This is a genomic window from Kosakonia sp. CCTCC M2018092 (assembly GCF_003864115.1).
Lineage (GTDB): Bacteria > Pseudomonadota > Gammaproteobacteria > Enterobacterales > Enterobacteriaceae > Kosakonia > Kosakonia cowanii.
In genome coordinates this window covers 87,686-113,344 of record NZ_CP034225.1, presented here as the reverse complement: position 1 = coordinate 113,344, position 25,659 = coordinate 87,686, and the positions used below count along the sequence as shown (strand labels likewise).

Genomic DNA, 25,659 nt, shown 5'->3' with positions numbered 1-25,659 from the left:
GTATGAAAATTCTGGTCATTGGACCCTCCTGGGTAGGCGACATGATGATGTCGCAAAGTCTCTACCGCACGCTGAAGGCGCGCTTTCCCCAGGCGATAATCGATGTGATGGCACCCGCGTGGTGCCGTCCGCTTTTATCGCGCATGCCGGAAGTTAACGAGGCGATCCCGATGCCGCTCGGCCACGGCGCGCTGGAGATTGGCGCGCGCCGTAAGCTGGGACACAGCCTGCGCGAACGGCGTTACGATCGCGCCTACGTGCTGCCTAACTCCTTTAAATCTGCGCTGGTTCCCTTCTTTGCCGGCATTCCGCACCGTACCGGCTGGCGCGGCGAGATGCGCTATGGCGTGCTTAACGATGCGCGCGTGCTGGATAAGCAAGCCTGGCCGCTGATGGTCGAGCGCTATGTTGCGCTGGCGTATGACAAAGGCGTAATGCACTCGGCGAAAGATCTGCCGCAGCCGCTGTTATGGCCGCAGTTGCAGGTCAATGAGAGTGAGAAGCTACAGGTTTGCGCCACCTTCGACCTCGCGTCTGAGCGCCCGATGATCGGTTTTTGTCCCGGGGCAGAGTTTGGCCCGGCGAAGCGCTGGCCGCACTATCACTATGCTGAGCTGGCGAAACAGCTGATTGATGAAGGCTATCAGGTGCTGCTGTTCGGCTCGGCAAAAGATCACGACGCGGGTAATCAGATTTTGGCCGCGCTGAGCGTTGAGCAACAGGCGTGGTGCCGCAACCTGGCGGGAGAAACGCAGCTGGAGCAGGCCGTAGTGCTGATTGCCGCCTGTAAAGCGGTGGTAAGTAATGATTCAGGCTTGATGCACGTTGCCGCCGCGCTCGATCGCCCGCTGGTTGCGCTCTATGGCCCAAGCAGCCCTGATTTCACGCCGCCGCTCTCACACAAAGCGCGCGTGATCCGCTTAATCTCTGGCTACCACAAGGTGCGCAAAGGCGATGCCGCGGAAGGGTATCACCAGAGCCTGATCGACATTACGCCGCAGCGCGTGCTGGATGAGTTGAATGGTTTGTTGCTGGCAGCAGAAGGATAAGCGATGCGGGTCTTGATTGTAAAAACCTCGTCAATGGGCGATGTGCTGCACACGCTGCCTGCGCTGACCGATGCCGCGCAGGCCATTCCAGGCATTCGTTTTGATTGGGTGGTGGAAGAGGGGTTTGCGCAAATTCCTTCCTGGCATGCAGCGGTCGATCGCGTTATCCCGGTGGCGATCCGCCGCTGGCGCAAAGCGTGGTTTTCCGCGCCTGTTACGGCAGAGCGCCAGGCGTTTCGCAACGCGGTGAAGGAGAGGCAGTATGACGCCATCATTGACGCGCAGGGGCTGGTGAAGAGCGCCGCGCTGGTCACCCGGCTGGCGCATGGCGTGAAACATGGGATGGACTGGCACTCCGCGCGCGAGCCGCTGGCGAGCCTGTTCTATAATCGCCGCCACGCCATTGCGAAGCAGCAACACGCGGTTGAACGGACGCGCGAACTCTTTGCGAAGAGTCTGGGCTACGCCAAACCGCAGGCGCAGGGCGACTACGCCATTGCGCAGCATTTTACTTCCCGCGCTGCACCAGCCTCCTCCTATGCCGTCTTTTTACATGCCACCACGCGCGATGATAAACACTGGCCGGAGAGCCACTGGCGCACATTGATTGGCCTGCTTAACGGCAGCGGCTTGCAGATAAAGCTCCCCTGGGGAGCCGCGCATGAAGAGGCGCGTGCGAAGCGGTTAGCGGAAGGGTTTGATTACGTTGAAGTGTTGCCGAAGATGACTCTTGAGAAGGTCGCGCAGACACTTGCTGGCGCGAAGTTCGTGGTATCGGTGGATACGGGCCTCAGTCATTTGACGGCGGCACTGGATCGACCAAATATCACGTTATATGGCCCAACCGATCCCGGGCTTATTGGCGGGTATGGCAAAAACCAGCATATATGCCGCGCAAGTGATGGCAATTTAGCCCATCTCAGCGCAGATAACGTTTTTAATGAGATAGCCTGTTTAGCATAAAGGAAAGTAAATGCCAGTCTCTATGAATGCGCAAACCTGGAAGGGGCGAAGTGAGAAAGCCGCCTTTTTTATGGAGTATGGTACGTTTATTATTAGCGCCGCTACGCTGGTCGTCGCGATGATAAATAATAACTTGAGCATGAAGCTGTTTAATATCTGCGGGATCCTTGCGATATTAACGCTAATCATTAAAGGAAGGTCGTCAAATATAAACTGGAAGATTTTCGCATTGCCCGCTTCCATTCTGTTTATTGGCATTATCGATCTTATCTGGTACAAGCTTTTTAAAGTTAGTAACTCGCCCTTTCAGGCGACGTACCATAACTACATCAATACCGTGCGGGTCTTTATTTTTGGTTTCTTTATCGTATTGCTGGCCGCCACGACAAAAATTAAGTACAAGAGCAGCGTGCTCCTTTATCTTCTCTACTCAGTCTCTTTTATTATTCTGGGCTACGCGCTGTTTCAGAAATTCTCTGTCGGCATGGACAGGATTGATTTTGGTATCGGCACGTCAACGGGTGCCGCTTACTCCATCATGCTGGTTGGGTTGATCAGCGCGGTATCCATTCTGTATACCCCTAAAAGTCATCCGCTATTATTCGTGCTGAATACGGTGATGGTTTTTGCTGCTCTGGTGATGACGCAGACCCGCTCATCCATTTTGATTTTCCCGGTTATCTGCTGCATAACGATCATCACTTATTACCTTAAGAATCCGAAAAAACTTTTTCTGGGAATATGTGGTTTCTTAGCACTGATGATTGTTCTTGGTCTCGTGTTTAGCCAGTCAATTGCCAGCCGGTACGATGCCGCCATTAATGATATAAACCTATACCAGCAAGGTAATGGTGATACCTCTCTCGGTGCGCGATTTGCGATGTACGAATCCGGTATGACGCTCTTTAAGGAAGCGCCATTGAAATGGCGCTCAGCAGAAGAACGTTCGCAGGAGATTGAAAGCCTGAGCGTAAAAAATAAGACGCTAGGTGCTGCGATGATATATATCAACGTCCATCTGCATAACGAAATTATCGAAAATGCCTCACTGAAAGGTATTGTCGGCGTAATATCTGTTCTCTGTTTTTATGTCGCGCTGATGTTTTCTGCCTGGTACTATCGTTCGCTAGGGCTATTTGCTTTTACCCTCGCAATCATTGGCACCGGGTTAAGCGATGTGCTTATCTGGGCGAGAAGCGTGCCGATTATCATTATCTGCGGTCTGACGCTGCTTTTACTCTTCAATAAGATTCGCAGCACGCAATAGCATGATGAATCAATGGCCACCGCGTGTGGCCATTTTATTGCGTTGCGTTCATCCTGCCGGACATTAGGTTTTCCAGCCCGTGAACTAACGTGCGTTCATCGATATCAGAAACGAAATGCGTGGGAGAGATAATTTGCTGCGCGCACTCGTTATTTGGTGCCCAAATCAGCGGCGACGGATACTCGACGGTGCGTGCCTGAGGATAGAGCGCCAGCATTGGCCGGTTAAAGGCTGAAGCGATATGCACCAGTGCGGTATCGACGGAGACAACGTATTTGCTGAGCTTCGTTAAGGCTACGGTATAGATAAAATCAGGATAGGGCAGCGTTTCAATATTGCTTACAGGGATGGTCGGTAAGTCATCCGGATGGCCAGTATAGATAATTCTCAGGCCAGGATGATGCTGTGTAAACCAACTGTGGATAAGCAACATCTGTTCAGATGTAAGGCGACAAATCTTCTTGGCGCCCAGTGGATTGATAACAACAACATCAGACGATCCCACCAACGCACTCACCGCATCCTCGACCTCGGCTGGAATAGCGATATCGTAACGATAATCATCGTCTGCATCGCTGCCGAAAAGCTGTCGCACAATGACGTTCGTGCGCGAAGACATATGCTCATTCAACTGCTCATCATGAGGGTTGTAGCGCGAATAGTAGCGCTGGTACCATTTATCAAATCCCAGCACGTACGAATCCCGGAAGCCCGAGAGCAGCAGCGCGTGACCAAAGCAGGGAAACGTTTCAAAGGGATCGAGAACAACATCGAACTGCCGCTCTCGTAACTGGCGGCGAAGTTTAAGCGTTTCCGTCAGGCTGTTTGATTTTTTTATGAACAGCTGCTCGATATGCGGGTGCGCTTTAAGAAAAGCGTGCCCCGTGCCGCAGGAGAGTATCGATAACGTGATACCTTTTTTGGCCAGTATTCTGTAAAGCGCACTGAGAACAATCAGGTCGCCAATCTTGCTGTTGTCATGAATTAACAAGCAGCTCTTGATGCTTTTGCCATCAATATCAGCTCCCCTTCTGTTTTTAAGCAACACAGAGAGGAAATTGATTTTAATTTTATTGATTAAATGCTTTTTCTTCTTGTGGAAAGTTCCAAGGCGCATTTTTCTTACCAAAAAGGTGTCTGTCACTAGTTAGCAAAGGTATTTGCTTTGCGTTCGAAATCAATTTTTTCATGCAACTCGCGACTGTTTTTATAATGATTATTTTCAAGTTCATCGGGTTGAATGAAAGGAATGATGTCGTAACTAATTGCGGTATCATCCGAAAGATTATAGATATTTATATCTGGAATGTTAGCCCGCATAAAGATAAAGAAAGGTAAAATCTTCGGCAGATCTTTACTTAATTCAGAGGGCATAGGATTGCTGATCTCTTCATAAAAGCGACGGCAGGTATTCGTCAGATCGAGGCCTGAGCAAATAATTGCACTGTACTGCAACGAATACGCAATTTGAATCGCGGTGTAAGCCACCGTATGGCATGAGCAGTAGCCCAAAGCGATATCTTTACTGAAGCCGACCAGACGCCCTTTCTTTGACCATGGGATATTGATGAGTAAATTTTTATGCAGGCGGCTTTTCATCAGAAATTTTACCTTTTTCACCGCCCCACCTTTTTCCCGTTTATAGAAGGCGCGCAGGACCAGGCAATTTTCGCGCAGATAATGTTTATCCTCTTCCGATGCCGCCTCGTACACATCTGCGTTAACGATGGTAAAACGGCTGCTGCGGCTGAAGTGATAAAAATCATCGCGTCGCTGCAGCAAAAAGCGGGCGTCCGTTAAAACGTAAATTAACGGAGTAATATCGTTCTCGATTAAATAAGCGGCTGACCCGTTGACCGCGATCACATCACGAGTTCGAAGAATCGACAGAGGTGTCTTCTTTGACGTAGGCCCAGACAGAAAGATAACAATGTCATCTGAAGACTTGTGTCTTTTCAACCGTTCAACACATGCATGTGTAATATATTTAATATTTTTCATAATAAACCTGTTGGGATTAATACATATTACTGTTTCAGACTAACAATATGCTTATCTTTAATAATGTGGGCCAAACTTGAAAATTTTTATACTTTTTCAGCGAACCGGTTTGCCTTTAACCCTACGAATAAAATTACGTATTTTTTTCTTATAAACAAACTGGTAGTAGCCGAGATCCTTCACGCTATTAACAATACCGTAATGTCGCTCCAGGTCGATGCGGTCTTTGGCTTTTCGTATCCGGGATGGCGATTTACCTGACAAATCGATGATGCGAACCTCACCGCCTTGAATGATAAAATTGCCTTTATGCGGATCGCCTGAGACCATACCATTTTTATGCAACTCATCTATCGATAATTTTATTTTTTGTTTAAGTTCATCATCAATAGAGGTAAAGTCTGCTAACTCAATACCATCAATATATTCAATTAACATAATATAGGAGTGGGCAAAGCGAAATGTCTTTTTAGCCGCCAGCAGGTAAAAATCATTGATTGCACCGGCGCCATTTTTCCTGATGCGTTCAGTCTGATGAAACAAGGCTTCATAGTAATCGCCCTTGAAAATAGACTTGAGAAAACGCTCTGTTTTTTTCTGCTTAGGTGCGAAGACTTTTAAAATGTACTTACCATATTCCGTATTGATTAACACAACTTTTGTGTCATCAATACTACGAAAAACTTTTATCACATCGAGATTATAATCCATGAAATCTTTAAAGATTTTCAGGTATTTTTCAACCCCTGTTTTGGTGAAAACAACATAACCCCCAACTTGATATTTGTCACTCATAAATTAAACCAGCTATTATTTTATTTTGAATGTAAAGAATATTTTCTCAGAAGATATAAGAAACCTGCTTTGATACCTGCCATATATTTATGTTGCACCAGAAGATGTTTGTATCTCTTCTTAAACTCAATAAATGTTCTTGCGTCACGCGGCGGTTGATCTTTCCATGGTGACGCAGCTAACGCTGTTTGATAGTAAATGGTGGACGGATACGTCGCCCATTTATGCCAGGGCTTTGTTGCACCTGTATAATGTATTAATACTGTTTCATCCGAAATAATATTCTTGAAATTCTGGTGAGTGCTATCTTTTAACTCACTCTTAATGGTGTAAATTGTATTAAATTTTCCCGGCAGAAAATGGACTTTATCTTTTAGTAATACATTAAGCACATCCTGATCCGGATACTTAAATTGTATGCCACAATTATTTTTATCAAGCAGAATGGAGAATGCACGATTAGTGAGATCGTTTTTTACCCACTCTTTAAGATTGGCAAACACCACGCCAGAGTTGAAATAATTGTTGCGGATGTCAGGGTCTTTTAATCTTTCGATGGCTTTACTTTGCATCGAATCAACATCCCTGACCACCGCGGCGGCAACGTTTTCAAGATTACACCCAGCCAGCTCGTCAAGCTTACCTTTACAAAAGACGTCAGCATCGAGATAGAGCAACTTATCGAAGCTATTGCTGAAGTATTCAAAGGCGAACAACCTGAAATACATGGCACGTGACCATATTTTGGTGCTCGGAAGATCGCTCAGGCATTCAGCATTAATCAAGTATAAGCTGATTTTGATTGCATACTTCTCAGCCAGAACCGCTATTCGCTTCAGGAAACAGTCATCATACTCATCTGAAATGATATGGTAATTAATGCTGATGCTGTTATTGATTACAATCGACGTTATTGATACGCCCACCCAATCAAGATAGTTGCGATCAATTCCATAGGCGATGTTTAGAGCGTTGGTTGTTTTCTCTTTGCTATGATCAAAAACTTCGAATTCAGAAATTTTAATACCTGGAAATGAGTCCACTGCATCACCTATGTATTTTTTTAGTTTGCGATTTTCTTTTGAAAATAGAACAAATAACTAATCAACCCTTTAACGAACTTCTTCTGATGCAGCATATGCTTGGCACAATATCGATACTGATTTGCATTGGTTGGCTTCAGTAAGCGATCATTTTTCCACGGTGACTCTCTTTTAGCCCGCAGAAAGCCCTGTGAAACAGGATAGTCCGACCAATCGTGCCAAGGTTTCGTTGGCCCAATATAATGAATAAATACCGTATTTTCGTTTACCGGATTTAATACGCCGGTTTTCAATTCATAATTAATGCTGTACTGAGTATTAAATTTTTTATCAATAAACTTCGCTTTATCCACCAGCAGCATATTCAATACATCTTGATCGAGATGCGTAATTTTGCTGGCGACAATCGGATCGCGTAACATTTCAATCGCATTCCGCGAGATATCATTCGCTGTCCAGCACGGGATATTAATCAGCAAAAAGCCCGCATTAAAATAACCGTTAACTAATCCTGGCGAGTCCAGGCTCACCGCCCGCTTTTGCCACCAGGTGATATCACCTTCAGCAACAACCGCGGCGATCTCATGATCCTTGAACTCAAGATCAATCAGCTCCTGGACGTTACCCTGACAGGCAATATCCGCATCAAGATAGAGCACGCGGTCGGCTTTTTCCGTAAAGTAGTCAGCAATAATGAAGCGGAAATAGGTCGCATAGGTCCAGTTTTTGGTGCTGGGCAGCGATTTTAATTTATCGCAGTTCACCAGATAAACCGTGATTCGTGACTGGTACTGCTCTGCGAGCGAAGAGAATTTTTTGTTATCCTCTTCGGTTATATAATCTGTAAAGACATGGAAGGATAAACGCTTATCTTTATTATTTAAAAGAATTGACGCTATCGAGATCCCACATCCATAAAGAAAATTTTTATCGATGCCGTAGGCGATATTAAACGTACTGATGCCAGCATCAGATAAATAGTTATAATCCTTTATCGAAAGAATCACTTCTTTCTCATCAAAATAAGTTTGGCTCATTTAATGCTCGTTGTCAGTGCAGCGAGGACAGAGCGAATCGCCTCTCGCATATTTCGATTATATGTTTCGCTGTAAAACCTGTTGATTGACTGCTTAATCGTATCCGGCTGGAACGAGGTACGACGATCAACAACCTGCTGTAGCAATGTCACAAACTCAGCCATTTCGCCCGGCGGGTAAAGGTAACCATTCACGCCCTGGCGAATAATATCTTCCGGGCCGGCCACACAGTTTGCACTGATACAGGGAACGCCCCACGCCATCGCCTCCAGCAGCACCATGCCGAAGCCTTCAAAAGATGAGGTCAGCAGCAATGCGGAGACTTTTTTTATCTTGTCCCTGACCACCACCCAGGGCTGAGCCTGCCAGCCATGCCAGGTGATATTGCGGTCGATATTGAGCTTGCGCGCGTAGGCCTTGCACTTTTCAAAATCCGAGCCGTCACCAATTGCATGCAGATGCCAGTCGCCCTTGACCTGCGCGAGCCCATCAAGCAGATCTTTAACCCGTTTCTGCCCTTCAAACTTCATCCTGCCGACATATAAGAAGGTCGTGGTCTCGTCCGCATTCGGGGCGGGGATCGTATCAGCCTGCGGTTCAACCGGGTTATAGATGACGTGGATCATCTCTGGCGCAATGTGCCGCGCCTCCATCTGCGTTTTGATGCCGCTGCTTATCGCGAGGTGATAATCAGCCCAGGCTACAGCATCGCCGTGCTTTTTGTGATCCAGCGAGAAATGCGGCCAGGACAAAACGGTAAAACGATGTTTGCTTTTACGCCGCGCTCTGCTTGCCAGAAAGCAGGAAGGTGTATCAATACAGATAACGAGGTCGGGCTTATGCTCATCTACCCAGCGCTTGAAATTACGGATATGTATCGCGCGCCTGAGGAAGCTGAGTTTACTGTTCGAGAAGGAGTAAGCGGCGTTAATCCCTGCCAGCCATCCTTTATCCATTTTGTCGTTACGGCAAAAAAAGAACATCTCACACTGTGCAAAGGCGTCTTGCTGAAACGAATGAATGACAGCTTTGATGACCGTTTCCATGCCACCAAAACCCGATACCGCTTCGCCAACAAATGCAATTTTCATTGAGTGACCACTTCTCATTTTAGAGAGACTTACGTTCCGTTCTTTCGCGGATCTTTTCAGCCCGGGCCTGCGCTTGCGCTAACAATCCCGCTTCTTGCTGAACAATCTTTCGCGGCGACGCGGCAAAGTAAACCGTAAGAAAACGCCAGATATCCCGCTGGGTAAGACCAATATTGAGTGAAGAGAAGTAGAGCCCAATCAGATCCTTATCGCGCCAGCGCGTCGGCACATGCGCGCGCATTTGCGCACGATGAAGATCGATCACCGAGATTTTCAGATGCTGCTCATCGCCGTCAAACGGCAGATGAAGCAGAAAATGGCAGATATAGCAGTCACGATGGTTTACACCAGCCTGATGCATCTTGCGCACCATGGTTGCGACGCGTCGAATAATCATCCGTTTGACGCGCGGTTCCGGCGGCGTCTTCAGCCAGTCGGCGCAATAATCTTCCAGACTAATGGTTGGCGTTAGATCTTCAGTGATAATAAAGGAGGTTTTATTGATAGGGTTAGCACCCTTTTCGCCGAACCCAACGCCGTGCATGGTATCAACACCCGCATCATGCAGGCGATGAATGGCTTTCCACTCGCGATCGGCACCCAGCACCGGCAGGCGCAGCGAAAGCAGGTTTTTCACTACCTCTTTAAACGCCGTGCCCTGATGCCATTTCAGGAAATAGCTTTTACCGGCAAGTTCAAAACGCAGGGTGCGGCGCGTTTCGAGCTGGCGAAACACCTCTCCCTGTAGCTTTTCAACTTCAGTAAACGCATCTTTACCCCGCCAGAGTGTCGCCAGCGGCTCTTTCAATTCAACCATTCACTTCACCCGTAATGATGTCCGCCGCTCTCTCCGGCAGGCTATAAAGATCTTCTGTGTCCGCGAAGTGGCGCGCCCGCTCCGCCCACGCTTCGCGCAAGGCTGGCTCTTGCAGCGCATGCTGTAGCGCCTCGTTTAACGCGGCCTGAGACCATGGTTCGTCAATCACCACGCCGCACTGCGCGCGGGAAATATAGTGCGCATATCCACAAACGGCGCTGACAATCACCGGCAGGCCAGCTGTTATCGCTTCGAGCAGCACAATGCCCGCCGCTTCCTGGTAAGCCGGATGCATCAGCAGATCGGCACCCGCCATCAGTTCAGCCACGTCGCTGCGCCCTGAAAAGAAGTGCACATTCTCTTTGATACCTGCCTTCGCCGCCTGGGCGGCAAAGCGCCCCGGCTTGTCCTGGCCGACCACAAACAGCGTCGTTTTCTTTCTTAATGCTTCTGGCAGCGCGGCAACAGCGGCAAGCGTTCGATCAACGCCTTTCCTGCTGAAATCGGATCCGACCTGTAACAGCCAGAACCGATCGTCCGCGATGCCATTTTTTTCACGGAAGATCTGGCGGGCATTGGCGATCTGCTGGCTATATTTACGATCCGGATAGATCCCCGGCGGCAGAATGTGAAACCTGTCGCTTTCTGTATGGTAGTGCCGTTGAAAATCACCGATCTGCTTATCCGTCAGCATCAGCAGCTGCGTCGCTTTCCCTTGTTCAAAGGTCGCTTTCTCAAACGCGGCATAGTGGCGATAGCGAGCCGTCAGGCGATAAAAAAAGCCTTTCTCCTGGGCCACTTTTTCGGCGTAACAAACATCGGCCGCATAATAGACATCAAGGCCCGGCATTTTATTAAAGCCGACCACGCGATCGGCGCGATGCTGCGCCAGATGCGCCACTACCCAGGCGTGATATTCGGCGTTGCGACCGTGGTTAGTGCGCGAGGTGACCGGGACGCGGATCAGCTCAAACCCGGCTGGCACATCGCCTTCCCAGGACTGGACATAAACCCTGACATGATGCCCGCGCCCGGCAACGGTTTGCGCAATACGCATAAAGTCGCGCTGCAGACCGCCGAAGGGAAAGTATTTGTATAAACAGAAAGCGACAATCATCAGGAGACGCCTTCTAAAGAGGGCAACATTTTCTCCGTTGCTGCGATGACATCTTCTGCCGGAATGACGGAGAGATATTTCTTGTTTCTGTCCAGCTGGCTGCGCGCAGGCATCGGCTGATAATTGCCGGCCCAGAACTGAATAATGTTGTCGCTCCACGGGCGCCAGAAAACGTGGTCGGTCGCGCCAAAGAGACAGATAATCGGCGTTTTCACCGCGGCGGCGATATGACCTGGCGCGGAATCCACGCCGATAAACAGCGCAGCGTGGGCAATTAAAGCGCCCAGTTCAGGAAAACGTGTTTTACCTGCCAGAGCGGTGACGGGCCTGCGCGCGCATCCGCGGGCAATCTCCTCAACGCAGGCGAGATCGTCCGCGCCTGGACCGGAGGTCAGCACAACGTCATAGCCCCGGGCTTGCAGGGCATCAATCACCTGCGAGAATTTTTCATTGTCCCAGCATTTAAATAGCTGTCGGGCAGTCGGCTGCACGACAACATAGTGTTCACCAACGCCTGCTTCATTCAGTGCGCTGCGCATACGCTCCCAGTGTTCAGGCGCGTAGCTCATGGTGGTTTCACGACAGAAGTCAGTGATGCCCAGCGGAGCAAGGGTCGATAAGTTACGTTCTACCGCGTGCTCACCGGCAAACGGTGCGAGATGGGTAAAACTCTTTTTCCAGAAAGCGGACTGACGATGGGCGTAATCCTGTGAAATTTTCACTTTTGCTGGCAGACAACGTACCAGCGGCGCCACGATATGCTGATCCGTCAGGTTGACGATAAGATCATAATTATTCTTGCGTAATTGGCTCACAAGAGAGAAGAAATTCTGTATCTTTTCCTTTGATGACGCCCCTTTATTGCTCATGCCATAAAGAGCATGAATCTCCGGGTTTTCGGATAGGATTGGCATTGTGTCTTTGTAAAGCAGCATATCAATGCGCGCATCAGGATAGTTGCGTTTTAACGTACTGACGACCGGCGTAGTCAGCAGCATGTCTCCATGAAAACGCATTTTAATAACCAGAATTCGGTGAAATGGCTTTTCCACAATCGGCTCTTCTTGATGTGATGTCCGTGAAAAATTACAGGCACGCTACCGCCCCAGGCTCGACAGCTACCTGAACACTGATATTGCGCACTTATAGATCTTTTATTGTACCACTTCTTTATCACCAATCCGACTCGAAGCACTTTTCAACAAAGCCCTTATAATGACCATAAAAATCAATATGATAAAAACATAACAATGCTGCATGGTGATAATGGGTACGTTCTGAAACATTCAATAAATTATATAAAAATGAAAAAAAATTCATAAGATTGATACTAATGACGTGATAAGAGGTGAATTTGACCGATTTCAGCAAAAGTAATAGCAATGCCGGTACTAAATACATAAAATCCCCAGCACATTCCTAAGCCTGCAACATACTATGCTCCAATTGCTCTACACCACACTGCTGTACATCATTCAGCCGCTGATTTGGGTGCGGTTGTGGGTGCGTGGTGCAAAAGCTCCGGCTTACCGCAAACGCTGGGGCGAGCGCTATGGCTTCTACAATAAGCCGTTGAAAGCAGGCGGCATCATGCTGCACTCCGTCTCGGTCGGCGAAACTCTGGCGGCGATTCCGCTGGTGCGCGCCTTACGTCACCGCTATCCCGATTTGCCGATTACCGTTACCACCATGACGCCAACTGGCTCTGAGCGCGTTATGTCCGCATTTGGCGGCGACGTTCAGCATGTCTATCTGCCTTACGATCTGCCCGGCGCGCTAAACCGTTTCCTTGATAAGGTCGACCCCAAGCTGGTGTTGATTATGGAAACCGAGCTGTGGCCCAACCTGATTAGCGCGCTGCATAAACGAAACATTCCGCTGGTGATTGCCAACGCCCGCCTCTCGGCGCGCTCCGCCGCTGGCTATGCGAAGCTGGGTAAATTTATTCAGAAGCTGCTGCGTAAAATTACGCTGATTGCCGCGCAAAACAGCGAAGATGGCGACCGTTTTATCGCACTTGGCGCCAAACGCAATCAGCTTACCGTAACCGGTAGCCTGAAGTTTGATATCTCTGTCACACCGCAGCTTGCCTCCCGCGCTGTCGCGCTGCGTCGTCAGTGGGCACCTCATCGCCCGGTGTGGATTGCTACCAGCACCCATGAAGGCGAAGAGAGCATCATGCTGCTCGCGCATCAGGCCTTGCTAAAACAGTTTCCTGATTTACTCTTGATTCTGGTTCCACGTCATCCTGAACGCTTCCCTGACGCCGTGAATATGGTGCGGGAGGCGGGTTTGAGTTTCATCACGCGCTCTTCCGGCGAGATCCCCTCTGCCAGCACGCAGGTGGTGGTTGGCGACACGATGGGCGAGTTGATGCTGCTTTACGGCATTGCCGATTTGGCCTTTGTCGGCGGGTCGCTGGTAGAGAGAGGCGGGCATAACCCTCTTGAAGCCGCCGCGCATGCGATTCCGGTATTGATGGGGCCGCATACGTTCAACTTCAAAGATATCTGCGCGCGGTTGACGCAGGCTGATGGGTTGATCACCGTGAACGACGTGGATGCGCTCATCAAAGAGATCACCTCTTTGTTGACCGATGAAGATTACCGGAGTTTTTACGGTCGCCACGCAGTGGAAGTGCTCTACCAGAACCAGGGCGCTCTGCAGCTTCTGTTGCAACTGCTGGAACCCTATCTGCCACCTAAAGCGCAATAAGGTTGATTATGCAAAAGCGGGCGATCTACCCTGGTACGTTTGATCCCATCACTAACGGGCATATCGATATTGTGACCCGTGCCGCCGCGATGTTTGATGAGCTGATACTGGCGATTGCCGCCAGCCCAAGCAAAAAGCCGATGTTCAGCCTTGATGAGCGCGTTGCGCTGGCGAAGCAGGCAACGGCGCATCTGCAAAATGTCACGGTAGTGGGCTTTAGCGATCTGATGGCTAACTTCGCGCGTGACCAGCAGGCCACGATTTTGATCCGCGGTCTGCGCGCGGTGGCGGATTTTGAGTATGAGATGCAGCTGGCGCATATGAACCGGCATCTGATGCCGGATCTGGAAAGCGTCTATTTAATGCCGTCGAAAGAGTGGTCGTTTATCTCCTCTTCGCTGGTCAAAGAGGTGGCGCGCCATCAGGGCGACGTCGCGCATTTCCTGCCGCAGCCGGTTCACCAGGCGCTGCTTGATAAGCTGAAGTAAGCTTCTATGCCGGATAGTTTATCCGGCTTTACTCCACACCTATTTCTGGCACTGACGGCAGTAGAACGTCGAGCGCTGCGCATGTTTTGCCGCCACGATTGGCGCACCGCAGATGCGGCACGGCTGTCCTTCTCGCCCGTAAACCTGCAACTCCTGCGCGAAATAACCTGGTTTGCCATCGCTTTGCAGAAAGTCTTTCAGCGTCGTCCCGCCCTGCTCAATGGAGCGTAACAGCACCGCTTTGATCACGCGTACCAGCAGTTCATACTCCTGCTGCGAGAGGGATGAAGCGAGCCGATCGGGATGGATCCCGGCGGCAAACAGCGATTCGCTGGCATAAATATTCCCGACGCCCACCACCAGCTTGTTATCCATCAGCCAGGGTTTGATCGCCGTTTTCTTCTTCGCGCACTTCTCCCGCAGATAGTCGGCATTAAAGGCGTCGCTCAGCGGCTCCGGGCCGAGATGCGCCAGCACGTTATGCCCTTCCAGCTCTTTGGTCCACAGCCAGGCCCCGAAACGACGCGGATCGGTGTAACGCAGCACTTTGCCGTTGCTCATCACCAGATCGACATGGTCATGTTTTTGTGCGGGAAGCTCATGGGGAAGAATGCGCAGACTGCCGGACATACCGAGGTGAATGATGATCCAGCCATCCGGCAGTTCGAGCAGCAGGTATTTAGCGCGTCGCTGCACGCTGAGCACCGGTTTATCGCTCAGGCTGTGGATCTCATCGGAAACAGGCCAGCGTAAGCGGCCGTTACGCACCACCGCATGCAGGATGGTCTCACCGACCAGGTGCGGCTCAATGCCTCTGCGGCTGGTTTCAACTTCTGGTAATTCAGGCATCTCGTCTCCGGCTTTTTGCGGGCTATCAGAAATGCAAAAACCCCGACAGTGCGGGGTTTTTGTTCAAGAAAACTAAAATTATTTAATTTTAGCTTCTTTGTACAGCACGTGCTGACGGACAACTGGATCGAACTTTTTCAGTTCCAGTTTTTCCGGCTTAGTACGTTTGTTCTTCGTGGTGGTGTAGAAGTGACCAGTACCAGCGGAAGAAACCAGCTTGATTTTCTCACGAATACCTTTAGCCATGATTTATATCCTTTAAGTACTTAGTACTTTTCGCCACGGGCACGCAGTTCAGACAGAACTGTATCGATGCCTTTCTTATCAATTACACGCATACCTTTAGCAGATACACGCAGGGTGACAAAACGCTTTTCGCTCTCAACCCAAAAACGGTGAGAGTGCAGGTTCGGCAGGAAACGGCGTTTAGTCGCGTTCAGTGCGTGGGAACGGTTATTACCGGTCACCGGACGCTTGCCAGTAACTTGGCAGACTCGGGACATGTCTATTCTCCAAAAATCAAATTAGCTCGAGCTTCGTATGGGGTATTGGCGCCTCGTCAGGCTTTACAGCCCGGTCATCGCAGTTCTATGTGAACTCTCGATTGCCAGGCCCAAATGCCAAACCCGAGATTCTCAAAGGTGGCGTAGTATACGCTGACTCGGCGGTGTGCTCAAGTCCCGAACAGACAAAGATCCCGATGGATCGCGCAAAGTGGTCTAAATCCAACCGCGTTCCGCAAAAGAAACGCACTCGCCGCGACCAATGACCAGATGATCAAGAACGCGAATGTCCATGAGTTGGCAGCATTTTATCACTCGTTCGGTGATGGCCTTATCTGCTCTGCTGGGCTCAGCATTACCCGAGGGGTGATTATGCGCGAGGATCACGCCGACCGCATTGAATTTTATCGCTTCGCGCAAAATTTCTCGCGGATGCACCTCAACATGGTTAATCGTGCCGGAAAATAGCCGGGCATGTTTGATGATGCGATTGCGGTTATCAAGCAGGATCACCATAAAGACCTCCCGCTCTTCGTTCGCCAGCTGGCTCTGTAAAAACTCCCGCACCATGTCCGGGCTGAGCAGAGAGCTCTCCTCGGCAATACGCGCGTTGTAGGAGCGTCTCGCCAGTTCACCGATGCCCCTGAGCTGCGCATATTTGGCGACGCCAATGCCCGAGATAAACCGGAACTCATCATAGTCAGCACAGAGCAGAGAGTGGAGCGAGCTAAAGTGGTTTAACATCTCGCGCGCAACGGTAAGTACGCTTTTCCCGCACGCGCCGGTGCGTAAAAACAGCGCCAGTAACTCAACGTCCGTAAGGGACTCAACGCCCAACTGCATCATCTTTTCACGCGGCTTTTGAGGAATTAACACAATCGCCATATCCACACCTCCCTGTCAGGAACTCATGCTGCCACATCCTGGAATGCTCATCGAATGGCACTTTTCAACATTGCGTAACGCCTCGCAAAGTGGTTTACGGGCATAGGCACGACGACATCAGGATTGTGATAAAATCCCCACCCTCTGGCGAATCCAACGGGAAAGAATCATGACAACTCTGGCGGGTAAAAAAATTGTCCTCGGCGTAAGCGGCGGTATCGCGGCCTATAAAGCGCCTGAGCTGGTGCGCCGCTTGCGCGATCGCGGCGCGGAAGTCCGCGTGGCGCTGACCGAGGCCGCCAAAGCCTTTATCACACCGCTAAGTCTGCAAGCCGTTTCCGGTTACCCGGTCTCTGACAGCCTGCTCGACCCCGCTGCGGAAGCGGCAATGGGGCATATCGAGTTGGGTAAATGGGCCGATTTGGTGATTCTGGCACCCGCCACCGCTGATTTAATCGCCCGCGTCGCGGTGGGCATGGCGAACGATCTGGTCTCAACCATCTGCCTAGCCACCCCATCTCCGGTTGCGGTTGTCCCGGCGATGAATCAGCAGATGTACCGTAACGCCGCCACCCAACACAATTTACAGGTGCTGGCTTCGCGCGGCCTGCTGTTGTGGGGGCCAGACAGCGGTAGCCAGGCGTGCGGTGATGTCGGCCCGGGCCGCATGCTCGATCCGCTGACTATTGTTGATATGGCCGCGGCTCACTTTTCCCCGGTCAAGGATTTGCAACATCTGAACATTATGATTACCGCCGGCCCGACCCGCGAACCGCTGGATCCGGTGCGCTACATCACCAATCTCAGCTCCGGCAAAATGGGCTTCGCCATTGCTGAAGCGGCCGCGAAGCGCGGCGCGAACGTGACGCTGGTTTCAGGCCCGGTGTCGCTGCCTACGCCCGCCTTTGTTCAGCGTCTGGATGTCACCACCGCCCTTGAGATGGAAGCGGCGGTACAGCAGCGCGCCCAGCAGCAGCATATTTTTATCGGCTGCGCGGCGGTCGCGGATTATCGCGCCAGCGAGGTCGCCCCTGAGAAAATTAAAAAGCAAGGCGATGAAATCACAATAAAAATGGTGAAAAACCCCGATATCGTCGCCGGCGTTGCGGCACTCACCAGCCATCGACCTTATGTTGTTGGGTTTGCCGCGGAAACGAATAATGTGGAAGAATACGCCCGGCAGAAACGCGCCCGCAAAAACCTCGACCTGATTTGCGCCAACGATGTTTCGCAATCTAATCAAGGCTTTAATAGCGACAACAACGCATTACATCTGTTCTGGCAAGATGGCGATAAGCGCTTGCCGCTGGAGCGCAAAGCGCTGCTGGGACACCTATTACTGGACGAGATTGTTACCCGTTATGATGAAAAAAATCGACGTTAAGATTCTGGACCCGCGCGTGGGTGAGCAGTTCCCGCTGCCGACCTATGCCACCTCCGGCTCCGCCGGTCTTGACCTGCGCGCCTGTCTGGATGACGCCGTAGAGCTGGCGCCAGGCGACACCACGCTGCTGCCAACCGGTCTGGCGATTCACATTGCCGACTCAACACTTGCAGCCGTGATTCTGCCGCGCTCGGGCCTCGGTCATAAACATGGCGTGGTACTGGGCAACCTGGTGGGGCTGATTGATTCCGATTACCAGGGGCAGCTGATGGTCTCCGTCTGGAACCGCGGGAAAGAGAGCTTCACCATTGTGCCTGGCGAGCGTATCGCGCAGATGGTCTTTGTACCGGTGGTGCAGGCTGAATTTAACCTGGTGGAAGAGTTCGATGCCACCGTGCGTGGCGAAGGCGGCTTTGGCCACTCCGGGCGTCAATAATCCGCGCTATTTAACGCATTACACAACACTCTAACGCGATAAGATGACCGCAAATGCCAGGCATTTGCGGCCGTTGTGTGGTTGCTCGCCTGACAAGTGATTATTTTCTGGGGTTTTTTAGAACATGGCAGAAAAACAGACTGCGAAAAAGAATCGCCGTGAGGAAATACTTCAATCTCTGGCGTTAATGCTGGAATCCAGCGATGGAAGCCAACGTATTACCACGGCGAAACTGGCGGCATCGGTCGGCGTCTCTGAAGCCGCGCTGTATCGTCACTTTCCCAGCAAAACACGCATGTTCGATAGCCTGATCGAGTTTATCGAAGATAGCCTGATTACCCGCATCAACCTGATTTTAAAAGATGAAAAAGACACGACTGCGCGTTTGCGTCTGATTGTCTTACTGATTCTGGGCTTCGGCGAACGTAACCCAGGCCTGACTCGCATCATGACCGGCCATGCGCTGATGTTTGAGCAGGATCGCCTGCAAGGGCGTATTAACCAGCTGTTTGAGCGTATCGAAGCGCAGCTGCGCCAGGTGCTGCGCGAACGCAAAATGCGTGAAGGTGAAGGGTATACGACCGACGAAACGCTGCTGGCAAGCCAGTTGCTGGCCTTCTGTGAAGGGATGCTGTCGCGCTATGTGCGCAGCGAGTTCAAATATAGCCCAACCGAAGATTTTGACGCGCGCTGGCCGCTGTTACTTCTGCAATTACAGTAATCACCTTATGCAGCCTCTGTGGCTGCATTCGCATTTCCCGCCATTCTGTGTAAAAGCCCAACGTAATTCGTAAAAATGCCAGATGTGGCACCTTTCCCGATTCTCTACGCTCCTTCAGGCACCTGGTTATTCCTGAAACAAATTACCGCTTCGATACCCTACAAAAGCAAGAAGGAGAGACCGGATGGCAACATCTCGTCGGGAACTGTTAAAGCTGAGCGGTATCGCTACCGCTTCCCTGTTACTGAGTCAAAAGAGCTTCGCTGCCTGGACACCTGCGCCGCGCTACCCGGATCCGCGCGTGGTCGCGCTTGATGACGCTTTTCGCGGATATATGGTCTCCAGCGCGAAAGTGGAGCAAATCGCCACCGGCTGTCGCTGGGCGGAAGGGCCGGTATGGTTTGGTGATATGCGCATGCTGCTCTGGAGCGACATTCCCAATAATGCGGTGATGCGCTGGGATGAGCAGACCGGCGAGACCGCGGTTTTTCGCAAACCGGCGAATAACGCCAACGGTCATGCCCGCGATCGCCAGGGGAGGCTAATCAGCTGTGAGCACGATACGCGGCGCATTACGCGCACGGAGTACGATGGCACCATCACAGTGCTGGCGGATAGCTTCGACGGTAAGCCGCTCAACTCGCCGAACGATATCGCGGTCAAATCAGATGGTTCAATCTGGTTTACCGACCCGCCATTTGGCATTGCCGGTTTTTATGAAGGGCATAAAGCCGAGCCGCAGCTGCCGCAGAATGTTTATCGTCTCGATCCGCAGACCCGCAAGCTGGAAGTGGTGCTGAGCGATGTGCGCGGGCCGAATGGCATCTGCTTCTCGCCGGACGAAAAAATCCTCTATGTAGTGGAGAGTCGCGCTAGGCCTAATCGTTTAATACTAGCGTGGGACATTGTCGACGGGCAGTTACAAAATAAGCGGGTACATATTGATTGTGGCAACGGCACCGCGGACGGTATCGCCTGCGATGTTGACGGCAATTTATGGTGCGGCTGGGGGATGGGCAGCGACGAGCTGGATGGTGTCCGGGTGTTTAACCCGCAGGGCAAAGCGATTGGTATGATTCATCTGCCCGAGCGCTGCGCCAATCTCTGCTTCGGCGGTGAGCAGCGAAACCGGCTTTTTATGGCAGCCAGCAGCTCGATTTACGCCCTGTATGTCAACACGCAGGGCGCACAGCTTCTGTAAGGCGAAACCCGGCAGGCCTGCTGCCGGGTAGCTACTCAGACGCCGTACTCTTCGCGATACGCACGCACGGAGGCGACCAGATCGGCCAACTCCGGTTTCTCTTCCAGATAATCCACCAGGTCATTCAGCGTAATGATGGAAATCACCTTGCAGCCATAATCACGCTCAACTTCCTGAATTGCAGAGATCTCTGCGCGGCCACGCTCCTGACGGTCGAGCGAGATCAGCACGCCAGCAAGGGTCGCGCCGTTAGCCTGAATAATCTCCATCGACTCGCGGATCGCCGTCCCGGCGGTGATCACATCATCCACCAGCATCACACGGCCCTGCAGCGCACTGCCGACCAGGTTACCGCCTTCGCCATGATCTTTGGCTTCTTTACGGTTAAAGCAGTAAGGCACATCGCGCTCGTGATGCTCTGCCAGCGCTACCGCAGTGGTAGTCGCAATCGGAATGCCTTTATAGGCCGGGCCGAACAGCAGATCGAAATCAATCCCGGAATCCATTAACGCTTCAGCGTAAAAACGGCCTAACAGCGCCAGATCGCGCCCGGTATTAAACAGCCCGGCATTAAAGAAATAGGGGCTTTTGCGCCCGGATTTCAGCGTGAACTCGCCGAACTTCAGTACCTGTTTGTTAAGCGCAAATTCAATAAACTGACGCTGGTACGCTTTCATGGATCCGCTCCTCTTCCTGTTTTGATGATTTAAAAATTTAGCAAAGTGCGTTGCGCAGACAACAGGCTTGAAGGCCGGATGTTGCGCAAAAAAAAGGGCGACTCATCGTCGCCCTCAAAATCAATTTTCTAATGCCGCTTTTTGCGCCGCGACAATGGACTCAATGCCCCCTCGGGCTAGCGCCAGCATTGCGAGCAGTTCCTCGTGGGTGAAGGGCTCGCCCTCTGCGGTGCCCTGCACTTCGATCATGCGGCCATCTTCAGTCATCACGACGTTCATGTCGGTCTCAGCCGCTGAGTCTTCAACATATTCCAGATCGCATACCGCTTCGCCATTGACGATGCCCACTGAAACGGCCGCGACCATGCCTTTCATCGGGTTGGTCTTCAGCTTGCCTGCGGCAATGAGCTTGTTCAGCGCATCGGCCAGCGCCACGCAAGCACCAGTGATCGACGCGGTACGGGTACCGCCATCGGCCTGCAGAACATCGCAATCGAGGGTGATAGTAAATTCGCCAAGCGCTTTCAGATCGACCGCCGCGCGCAGTGCACGCGCGATCAGGCGCTGGATCTCCATGGTACGTCCGCCCTGCTTGCCCTTCGCCGCTTCACGGGCGTTACGGGTGTGGGTCGAGCGCGGCAACATGCCATATTCGGCAGTGATCCACCCCTGGCCCTGGCCTTTGAGGAAGCGTGGAACACCTTCGTCGATGGAGGCGGTGCAGAGCACTTTGGTGTCGCCAAATTCCACCAGCACGGAACCTTCTGCGTGTTTTGTGTAGTTACGGGTCAGGGTGACGGGGCGCACTTGAGTGGCGCTTCGGCCTGCTGGACGCATGATGATTTCTCCGGCTGTTACGAATGTGGCTGCGCATTATACTGGCTAACCCTGGTTATTCCTATCCTGATAAGGCCACCAAAGCTATAATCCCCCGCATCTCTCCTTCAAAACGGGAACGACTATGATCCGCAGTATGACCGCCTACGCCCGGCGTGAAATCAAGGGTGCATGGGGCTCCGCCTCCTGGGAACTGCGCTCGGTTAACCAGCGTTATCTGGAAACTTACTTCCGCCTGCCGGAACAATTCCGCAGCCTTGAACCGGTTGTCCGCGAGCGTCTGCGTACCCGTCTGACCCGCGGTAAAGTGGAATGCACCTTACGCTTTGAGCCGGACGCCAGCGCGCAGGGCGAGCTGATTCTGAATGAAAAACTGGCTAAGCAGCTGGTCACCGCCGCTAACTGGGTAAAAATGCAGAGCGACGAAGGTGAAATTAACCCGGTCGATATTCTGCGCTGGCCTGGCGTGATGGCGGCTCAGGAGCAGGATCTCGATGCGATTACCGCTGAAATCCTCGCCACGCTGGATGGCGCGCTGGACGACTTTATCGTCGCCCGTGAAACCGAAGGCCAGGCGCTGAAAGCGCTGATCGAGCAGCGTCTGCAAGGCGTCAGCACCGAAGTCAACAATGTGCGCGCCCATATGCCGCAAATCCTGCAATGGCAGCGTGAGCGCCTGGTCAGCAAGCTGGAAGAGGCGCAGGTGCAGCTGGAAAACAACCGCCTCGAGCAAGAGCTGGTGATGATGGCGCAGCGAATCGACGTTGCCGAAGAGCTGGACAGGCTCGAAGCGCATGTTAAAGAGACCTACAACATCCTGAAGAAGAAGGAAGCTGTGGGTCGCCGCCTCGACTTTATGATGCAGGAGTTCAACCGCGAGTCGAACACGCTGGCCTCTAAATCAATCAATGCGGAAGTGACCAACTCGGCTATTGAATTGAAAGTGCTTATTGAGCAGATGCGCGAGCAGATTCAGAATATCGAATAAACTTCTCTTCCTATCAAAAGGCCCGCCAGGGCCTTTTTCTGCACTCTGCCACCTGCATATTATTTATTGATAACAGGCTTGTAACCTTGGCGCACACTGCAGATGAATTCAAGTTAAGTTAAATAAAATCAATGGCATAAAGATAAAATCTTGTTATCAAAGACATTAGCCAATCTAATCCGAAACGCCTCTCCTTAGAAAATCTCAATCGCCCTCTTCCGGCTTAATCATTACCCTGCCCGCACTGAGTTTAAGGGGGCGGCATGCTGTTACACATTCTCTATCTAATCGGCATCACTGCCGAAGCCATGACCGGCGCGCTGGCGGCAGGGCGACGTCGTATGGACACCTTTGGCGTCATTATTATTGCCACTGCGACCGCACTCGGCGGCGGTTCGGTGCGCGATATCCTGCTTGGCCACTACCCGCTTGGCTGGGTGAAGCACCCGGAGTATGTGATCATTGTTGCTGTCGCAGCGGTACTGACAACAATCTTTGCCCCGGTGATGCCCCATCTGCGCCGCCTGTTTCTGGTGCTCGACGCACTCGGCCTGGTGGTATTTTCCATTATCGGGGCGCAAATCGCCCTCGATATGGGCGAAGGCCCCATCATCGCCGTGATTGCGGCCGTCATCACCGGCGTTTTTGGCGGCGTGCTGCGCGATATGTTCTGTAAGCGCATCCCTCTCGTGTTTCAGAAAGAACTCTATGCCGGGATCGCATTTGCTGCCGCCGTGTTCTATATCGCGCTAAGCCATGTCGTCACCAACCATGACATCGTGGTGATTACCACCCTGCTGTTTGGCTTTACCAGCCGCCTGCTGGCGATTCGCTGGAAACTGGGCCTGCCGGTGTTTCACTACAAGCATAATGCTCACTGAAAGGCCTTTACGCCCTGCTTCGCCAGCCACGCCGTGAGCTGCTCAACCGCCGGCTCGCGGATAAAAGCGACAACCTGACGCGCTTTCTGTGCGCCGATGGCGGGTAGTTGTTGCCAGGCCAGCTCATCCCGGCTTCGCATCTGCCGCCATGAAACATCGCCCGCGGCATTGATCGCCGATTGTGGCAACGGCGTACCGAGCGCGTGAAGCCAGCGGCTTAAAGGTCTCTCCCGCGTTAAGGAAAAACGGTGCCACAGTTGCAGCCCGCGCGCGGGCGACATACCGGGTGTGGCCTGCAACTGCTCTTTTGTCAGCGCCAGCCAGGAGAAAAGATGCTCAAAATGGTGAGCCTGATGCAGAGTCCGCCAGCCGCTCTCGCTCAATCCGGCTATCTCCAGCGCCTTGTCGGAACTGAGCCAGGAGAGGCGGGCAATAAACTGTTGCTGGCAATCCGGCGTGGCATAAAAGCAACTCAGCGGCGTAAAGCGAGCCTCCGGCGGCGTGGGCAGCTTTCGAACAAGGTTGCGCCAGACCACGCGCTCCACGCGAGGGATCCCCTGTCCGGCGAGGGTGACGGCAATATGGTCGCCCGGTGCGATATCTAACGCCTGCCAGCGCTGGATGGACCCAATATTCACGCGCTGCACACGCTTATCACCCAGTTTTACCGGCTCCAGCAGCGCGACAACGGAAATTTTCCCGGTCCGCCCGATGGCAAACTGAATATCCTGCACCGCTGCCACCTCTTCTACCGGCTCATACTTCCAGGCTACCACCCAGTTACTTTGACCAGGCAACCACTCTTTGCCCGCAGGCTCCGCACTGGTGCGCACCACCACGCCATCCGTGACGAAAGGCAGCGGCGAAGTGAACCAGTGTTGGCGCAGACGCTCTACGTCCTGCACGCTGTTAACCGGCGCGCTGTAGTAGTGCGCCTCTTCAAAGCCCGCCTTTTTTAGTGCCACCAACCGCTGCGCTAAAGTGGCAGGGCCATCGGGCCAGGCCCAGACAAAGAAAGCGAGGTCATTAAGCAACTCCGGGTTGTCGTGCCGCATCATCGCACCGGCGACTTTTGCTCGGGCATTAAGCCCCCCGGCCTGTTTTTGGATATGTCCCTTGCGGCGTAAATAGAGCTCACCCTGCAAGACGCTATTCGCCAGTGCACCGGTAACGGTTTTCGGGATCGCAGGAATGGCCTGCGCCTTTGCTGTCCACTCCTCGCCCGCAAGGCCATTACCCCGGCTGATAGCCTGTGCCAGCCTGCCGTTGCGATAGACCAGCGTGACGGCAACGCCATCCACTTTTGGCTGTACCCAAAGCTCCTGCTTTCCCCTCATCCACTGCTGCAGTGCCCATTTATCCGCCAGCTTGCGCACCCCGGTATGGGCAACCGGATGATTAAGATTGCCGCCCGGTAAAGCAGGCGCAATGTCTGCGGACGTTATGTTGAAACAGCGCTGCCAGTTCGCCAGGCGCGCGCTCATCCGATCGTAAACATCATCGCTCACCTCGCTTGCGCCTCTGGACCAGTAATCGTCGTTCCATCTGCTGAGCTGCTGTTTCAGGCGCTTTACCTCCTCCTGCGCCCGTGAGGGCGACCAGACCGGACAAGCCGCGAAGCTGAACGCACTCCATAGCAGTAGAAAAATGGTGACCCCAACTCTTCTCCACATCATCCCTTCTCCCTTGTGATTGCGGAGTGGTTATAGCGCTGCGGTTGAGCGCTTTCGAGCGGGAAAAGAGCAGGATGCGAGCGGGCTTCCGGGAAACTTACATGGCGATGAAAACGTGCATAAAAATCAGGAAAGCAGTACGCAAAATCGAATCATTGATGGGAAAACGGGTGACAAAAGCTACGTCACGTAGCGGCGATGTGTATAATAGGCACGTATGTAAGTTCCTATCGCATTCACA

General features: G+C 52.1%; 27 protein-coding genes. 11 read left to right on the top strand and 16 right to left on the bottom strand.

What is annotated here, in order from left to right:
• Window positions 1-2: 2 nt before the first annotated feature.
• Genes rfaF through EH164_RS00545 form a run of 3 tightly spaced genes read left to right on the top strand, consistent with a single transcriptional unit; the run spans window position 3 to window position 3,279 of the window.
• Window positions 3-1,049 carry an ADP-heptose--LPS heptosyltransferase RfaF gene (gene rfaF / locus EH164_RS00555; protein ID WP_124966996.1) on the top strand — a complete coding sequence of 349 codons (1,047 nt, stop codon included), beginning with the start codon at window positions 3-5 and terminating at the stop codon, window positions 1,047-1,049.
• Between the two features lie 3 nt (window positions 1,050-1,052).
• Entirely contained in the window at window positions 1,053-2,012 is a 960-nt protein-coding gene (gene rfaC / locus EH164_RS00550; RefSeq protein WP_124966995.1) for a lipopolysaccharide heptosyltransferase RfaC, read from the top strand.
• Between the two features lie 10 nt (window positions 2,013-2,022).
• Complete coding sequence (locus tag EH164_RS00545; protein ID WP_124966994.1) at window positions 2,023-3,279, top strand: O-antigen ligase; 1,257 nt, start codon at window positions 2,023-2,025, stop codon at window positions 3,277-3,279.
• A 34-nt stretch (window positions 3,280-3,313) separates the two neighbouring features.
• On the opposite strand, the gene EH164_RS00540 is transcribed toward EH164_RS00545, so the two are convergent.
• The 9 genes from EH164_RS00540 to rfaQ all read right to left on the bottom strand — a co-directional run bounded on the left by EH164_RS00540 (window position 3,314) and on the right by rfaQ (window position 12,232).
• Window positions 3,314-4,396 carry a glycosyltransferase family 9 protein gene (locus tag EH164_RS00540; protein WP_124966993.1) on the bottom strand — a complete coding sequence of 361 codons (1,083 nt, stop codon included), beginning with the start codon at window positions 4,394-4,396 and terminating at the stop codon, window positions 3,314-3,316.
• Window positions 4,397-4,422: 26 nt separating this feature from the next.
• On the bottom strand, window positions 4,423-5,280 hold the full coding sequence (waaZ, locus tag EH164_RS00535) for a 3-deoxy-D-manno-oct-2-ulosonate III transferase WaaZ (RefSeq protein ID WP_124966992.1): 858 nt from the start codon (window positions 5,278-5,280) through the stop codon (window positions 4,423-4,425).
• Between the two features lie 96 nt (window positions 5,281-5,376).
• Entirely contained in the window at window positions 5,377-6,075 is a 699-nt protein-coding gene (gene rfaY, locus EH164_RS00530; RefSeq protein ID WP_124966991.1) for a lipopolysaccharide core heptose(II) kinase RfaY, read from the bottom strand.
• Between the two features lie 20 nt (window positions 6,076-6,095).
• A complete protein-coding gene (locus EH164_RS00525; RefSeq protein WP_124966990.1) occupies window positions 6,096-7,118 on the bottom strand; it encodes a glycosyltransferase in 1,023 nt (340 codons plus the stop codon).
• Between the two features lie 20 nt (window positions 7,119-7,138).
• A complete protein-coding gene (waaO, locus tag EH164_RS00520) occupies window positions 7,139-8,155 on the bottom strand; it encodes a lipopolysaccharide 3-alpha-galactosyltransferase (RefSeq protein ID WP_124966989.1) in 1,017 nt (338 codons plus the stop codon).
• Window positions 8,152-9,246 carry a lipopolysaccharide 1,6-galactosyltransferase gene (gene waaB, locus EH164_RS00515; protein WP_124966988.1) on the bottom strand — a complete coding sequence of 365 codons (1,095 nt, stop codon included), beginning with the start codon at window positions 9,244-9,246 and terminating at the stop codon, window positions 8,152-8,154. Before waaB ends, waaO begins: the two co-directional genes overlap by 4 nt.
• A gap of 19 nt (window positions 9,247-9,265) precedes the next feature.
• Window positions 9,266-10,063 carry a lipopolysaccharide core heptose(I) kinase RfaP gene (gene rfaP, locus EH164_RS00510; RefSeq protein ID WP_124966987.1) on the bottom strand — a complete coding sequence of 266 codons (798 nt, stop codon included), beginning with the start codon at window positions 10,061-10,063 and terminating at the stop codon, window positions 9,266-9,268.
• Entirely contained in the window at window positions 10,056-11,180 is a 1,125-nt protein-coding gene (locus tag EH164_RS00505; protein ID WP_124966986.1) for a glycosyltransferase family 4 protein, read from the bottom strand. The genes rfaP and EH164_RS00505 overlap by 8 nt, the downstream gene beginning before the upstream one ends.
• Entirely contained in the window at window positions 11,180-12,232 is a 1,053-nt protein-coding gene (gene rfaQ, locus EH164_RS00500) for a lipopolysaccharide core heptosyltransferase RfaQ (RefSeq protein WP_124966985.1), read from the bottom strand. The genes EH164_RS00505 and rfaQ overlap by 1 nt, the downstream gene beginning before the upstream one ends.
• Before the next feature lie 385 nt (window positions 12,233-12,617).
• On the opposite strand from rfaQ, the gene waaA reads away from it, so the two are divergent.
• Both waaA and coaD read left to right on the top strand, forming a co-directional pair.
• Complete coding sequence (gene waaA / locus EH164_RS00495) at window positions 12,618-13,895, top strand: lipid IV(A) 3-deoxy-D-manno-octulosonic acid transferase (RefSeq protein WP_124966984.1); 1,278 nt, start codon at window positions 12,618-12,620, stop codon at window positions 13,893-13,895.
• A gap of 8 nt (window positions 13,896-13,903) precedes the next feature.
• On the top strand, window positions 13,904-14,383 hold the full coding sequence (coaD, locus tag EH164_RS00490; protein WP_124966983.1) for a pantetheine-phosphate adenylyltransferase: 480 nt from the start codon (window positions 13,904-13,906) through the stop codon (window positions 14,381-14,383).
• Between the two features lie 39 nt (window positions 14,384-14,422).
• Here coaD and mutM read toward each other — a convergent pair whose 3' ends face one another.
• From mutM to radC, 4 genes are all read right to left on the bottom strand, one after another.
• On the bottom strand, window positions 14,423-15,232 hold the full coding sequence (mutM, locus tag EH164_RS00485; RefSeq protein WP_124966982.1) for a bifunctional DNA-formamidopyrimidine glycosylase/DNA-(apurinic or apyrimidinic site) lyase: 810 nt from the start codon (window positions 15,230-15,232) through the stop codon (window positions 14,423-14,425).
• A 78-nt stretch (window positions 15,233-15,310) separates the two neighbouring features.
• Complete coding sequence (gene rpmG, locus EH164_RS00480) at window positions 15,311-15,478, bottom strand: 50S ribosomal protein L33 (protein ID WP_003024094.1); 168 nt, start codon at window positions 15,476-15,478, stop codon at window positions 15,311-15,313.
• Window positions 15,479-15,498: 20 nt separating this feature from the next.
• Window positions 15,499-15,735, bottom strand: a complete 237-nt coding sequence (gene rpmB, locus EH164_RS00475) for a 50S ribosomal protein L28 (protein WP_002436699.1) — start codon at window positions 15,733-15,735, stop codon at window positions 15,499-15,501.
• A gap of 216 nt (window positions 15,736-15,951) precedes the next feature.
• A complete protein-coding gene (radC, locus tag EH164_RS00470) occupies window positions 15,952-16,620 on the bottom strand; it encodes a DNA repair protein RadC (RefSeq protein WP_124966981.1) in 669 nt (222 codons plus the stop codon).
• A gap of 169 nt (window positions 16,621-16,789) precedes the next feature.
• Between radC and coaBC the strand changes: the two genes are divergently transcribed.
• The 4 genes from coaBC (at window position 16,790) to EH164_RS00450 (ending at window position 20,362) form a co-directional block, all read left to right on the top strand.
• Entirely contained in the window at window positions 16,790-18,004 is a 1,215-nt protein-coding gene (coaBC, locus tag EH164_RS00465) for a bifunctional phosphopantothenoylcysteine decarboxylase/phosphopantothenate--cysteine ligase CoaBC (protein ID WP_124966980.1), read from the top strand.
• A complete protein-coding gene (gene dut, locus EH164_RS00460; RefSeq protein WP_164483591.1) occupies window positions 17,982-18,440 on the top strand; it encodes a dUTP diphosphatase in 459 nt (152 codons plus the stop codon). The genes coaBC and dut overlap by 23 nt, the downstream gene beginning before the upstream one ends.
• Before the next feature lie 124 nt (window positions 18,441-18,564).
• Window positions 18,565-19,161 carry a nucleoid occlusion factor SlmA gene (gene slmA / locus EH164_RS00455; RefSeq protein WP_124966979.1) on the top strand — a complete coding sequence of 199 codons (597 nt, stop codon included), beginning with the start codon at window positions 18,565-18,567 and terminating at the stop codon, window positions 19,159-19,161.
• A 184-nt stretch (window positions 19,162-19,345) separates the two neighbouring features.
• Window positions 19,346-20,362, top strand: a complete 1,017-nt coding sequence (locus EH164_RS00450) for an SMP-30/gluconolactonase/LRE family protein (protein ID WP_124966978.1) — start codon at window positions 19,346-19,348, stop codon at window positions 20,360-20,362.
• A gap of 35 nt (window positions 20,363-20,397) precedes the next feature.
• On the opposite strand, the gene pyrE is transcribed toward EH164_RS00450, so the two are convergent.
• Both pyrE and rph read right to left on the bottom strand, forming a co-directional pair.
• Window positions 20,398-21,039: an orotate phosphoribosyltransferase gene (gene pyrE / locus EH164_RS00445; protein ID WP_094418916.1), complete on the bottom strand. Its 642-nt coding sequence runs from the start codon at window positions 21,037-21,039 to the stop codon at window positions 20,398-20,400.
• Between the two features lie 120 nt (window positions 21,040-21,159).
• On the bottom strand, window positions 21,160-21,876 hold the full coding sequence (gene rph, locus EH164_RS00440) for a ribonuclease PH (protein ID WP_042715001.1): 717 nt from the start codon (window positions 21,874-21,876) through the stop codon (window positions 21,160-21,162).
• Window positions 21,877-22,000: 124 nt separating this feature from the next.
• Here rph and EH164_RS00435 point away from each other — a divergent pair, with 124 nt between their 5' ends.
• Complete coding sequence (locus EH164_RS00435) at window positions 22,001-22,864, top strand: YicC/YloC family endoribonuclease (protein WP_124966977.1); 864 nt, start codon at window positions 22,001-22,003, stop codon at window positions 22,862-22,864.
• Window positions 22,865-23,127: 263 nt separating this feature from the next.
• Window positions 23,128-23,745 (top strand): trimeric intracellular cation channel family protein, encoded by a 618-nt coding sequence (locus tag EH164_RS00430; RefSeq protein ID WP_042715004.1) that lies wholly within the window; start codon window positions 23,128-23,130, stop codon window positions 23,743-23,745.
• Here EH164_RS00430 and ligB read toward each other — a convergent pair.
• On the bottom strand, window positions 23,739-25,418 hold the full coding sequence (gene ligB / locus EH164_RS00425) for an NAD-dependent DNA ligase LigB (protein ID WP_124971193.1): 1,680 nt from the start codon (window positions 25,416-25,418) through the stop codon (window positions 23,739-23,741). The two genes, EH164_RS00430 and ligB, sit on opposite strands and share 7 nt — an antisense overlap.
• Window positions 25,419-25,659: the final 241 nt, after the last annotated feature.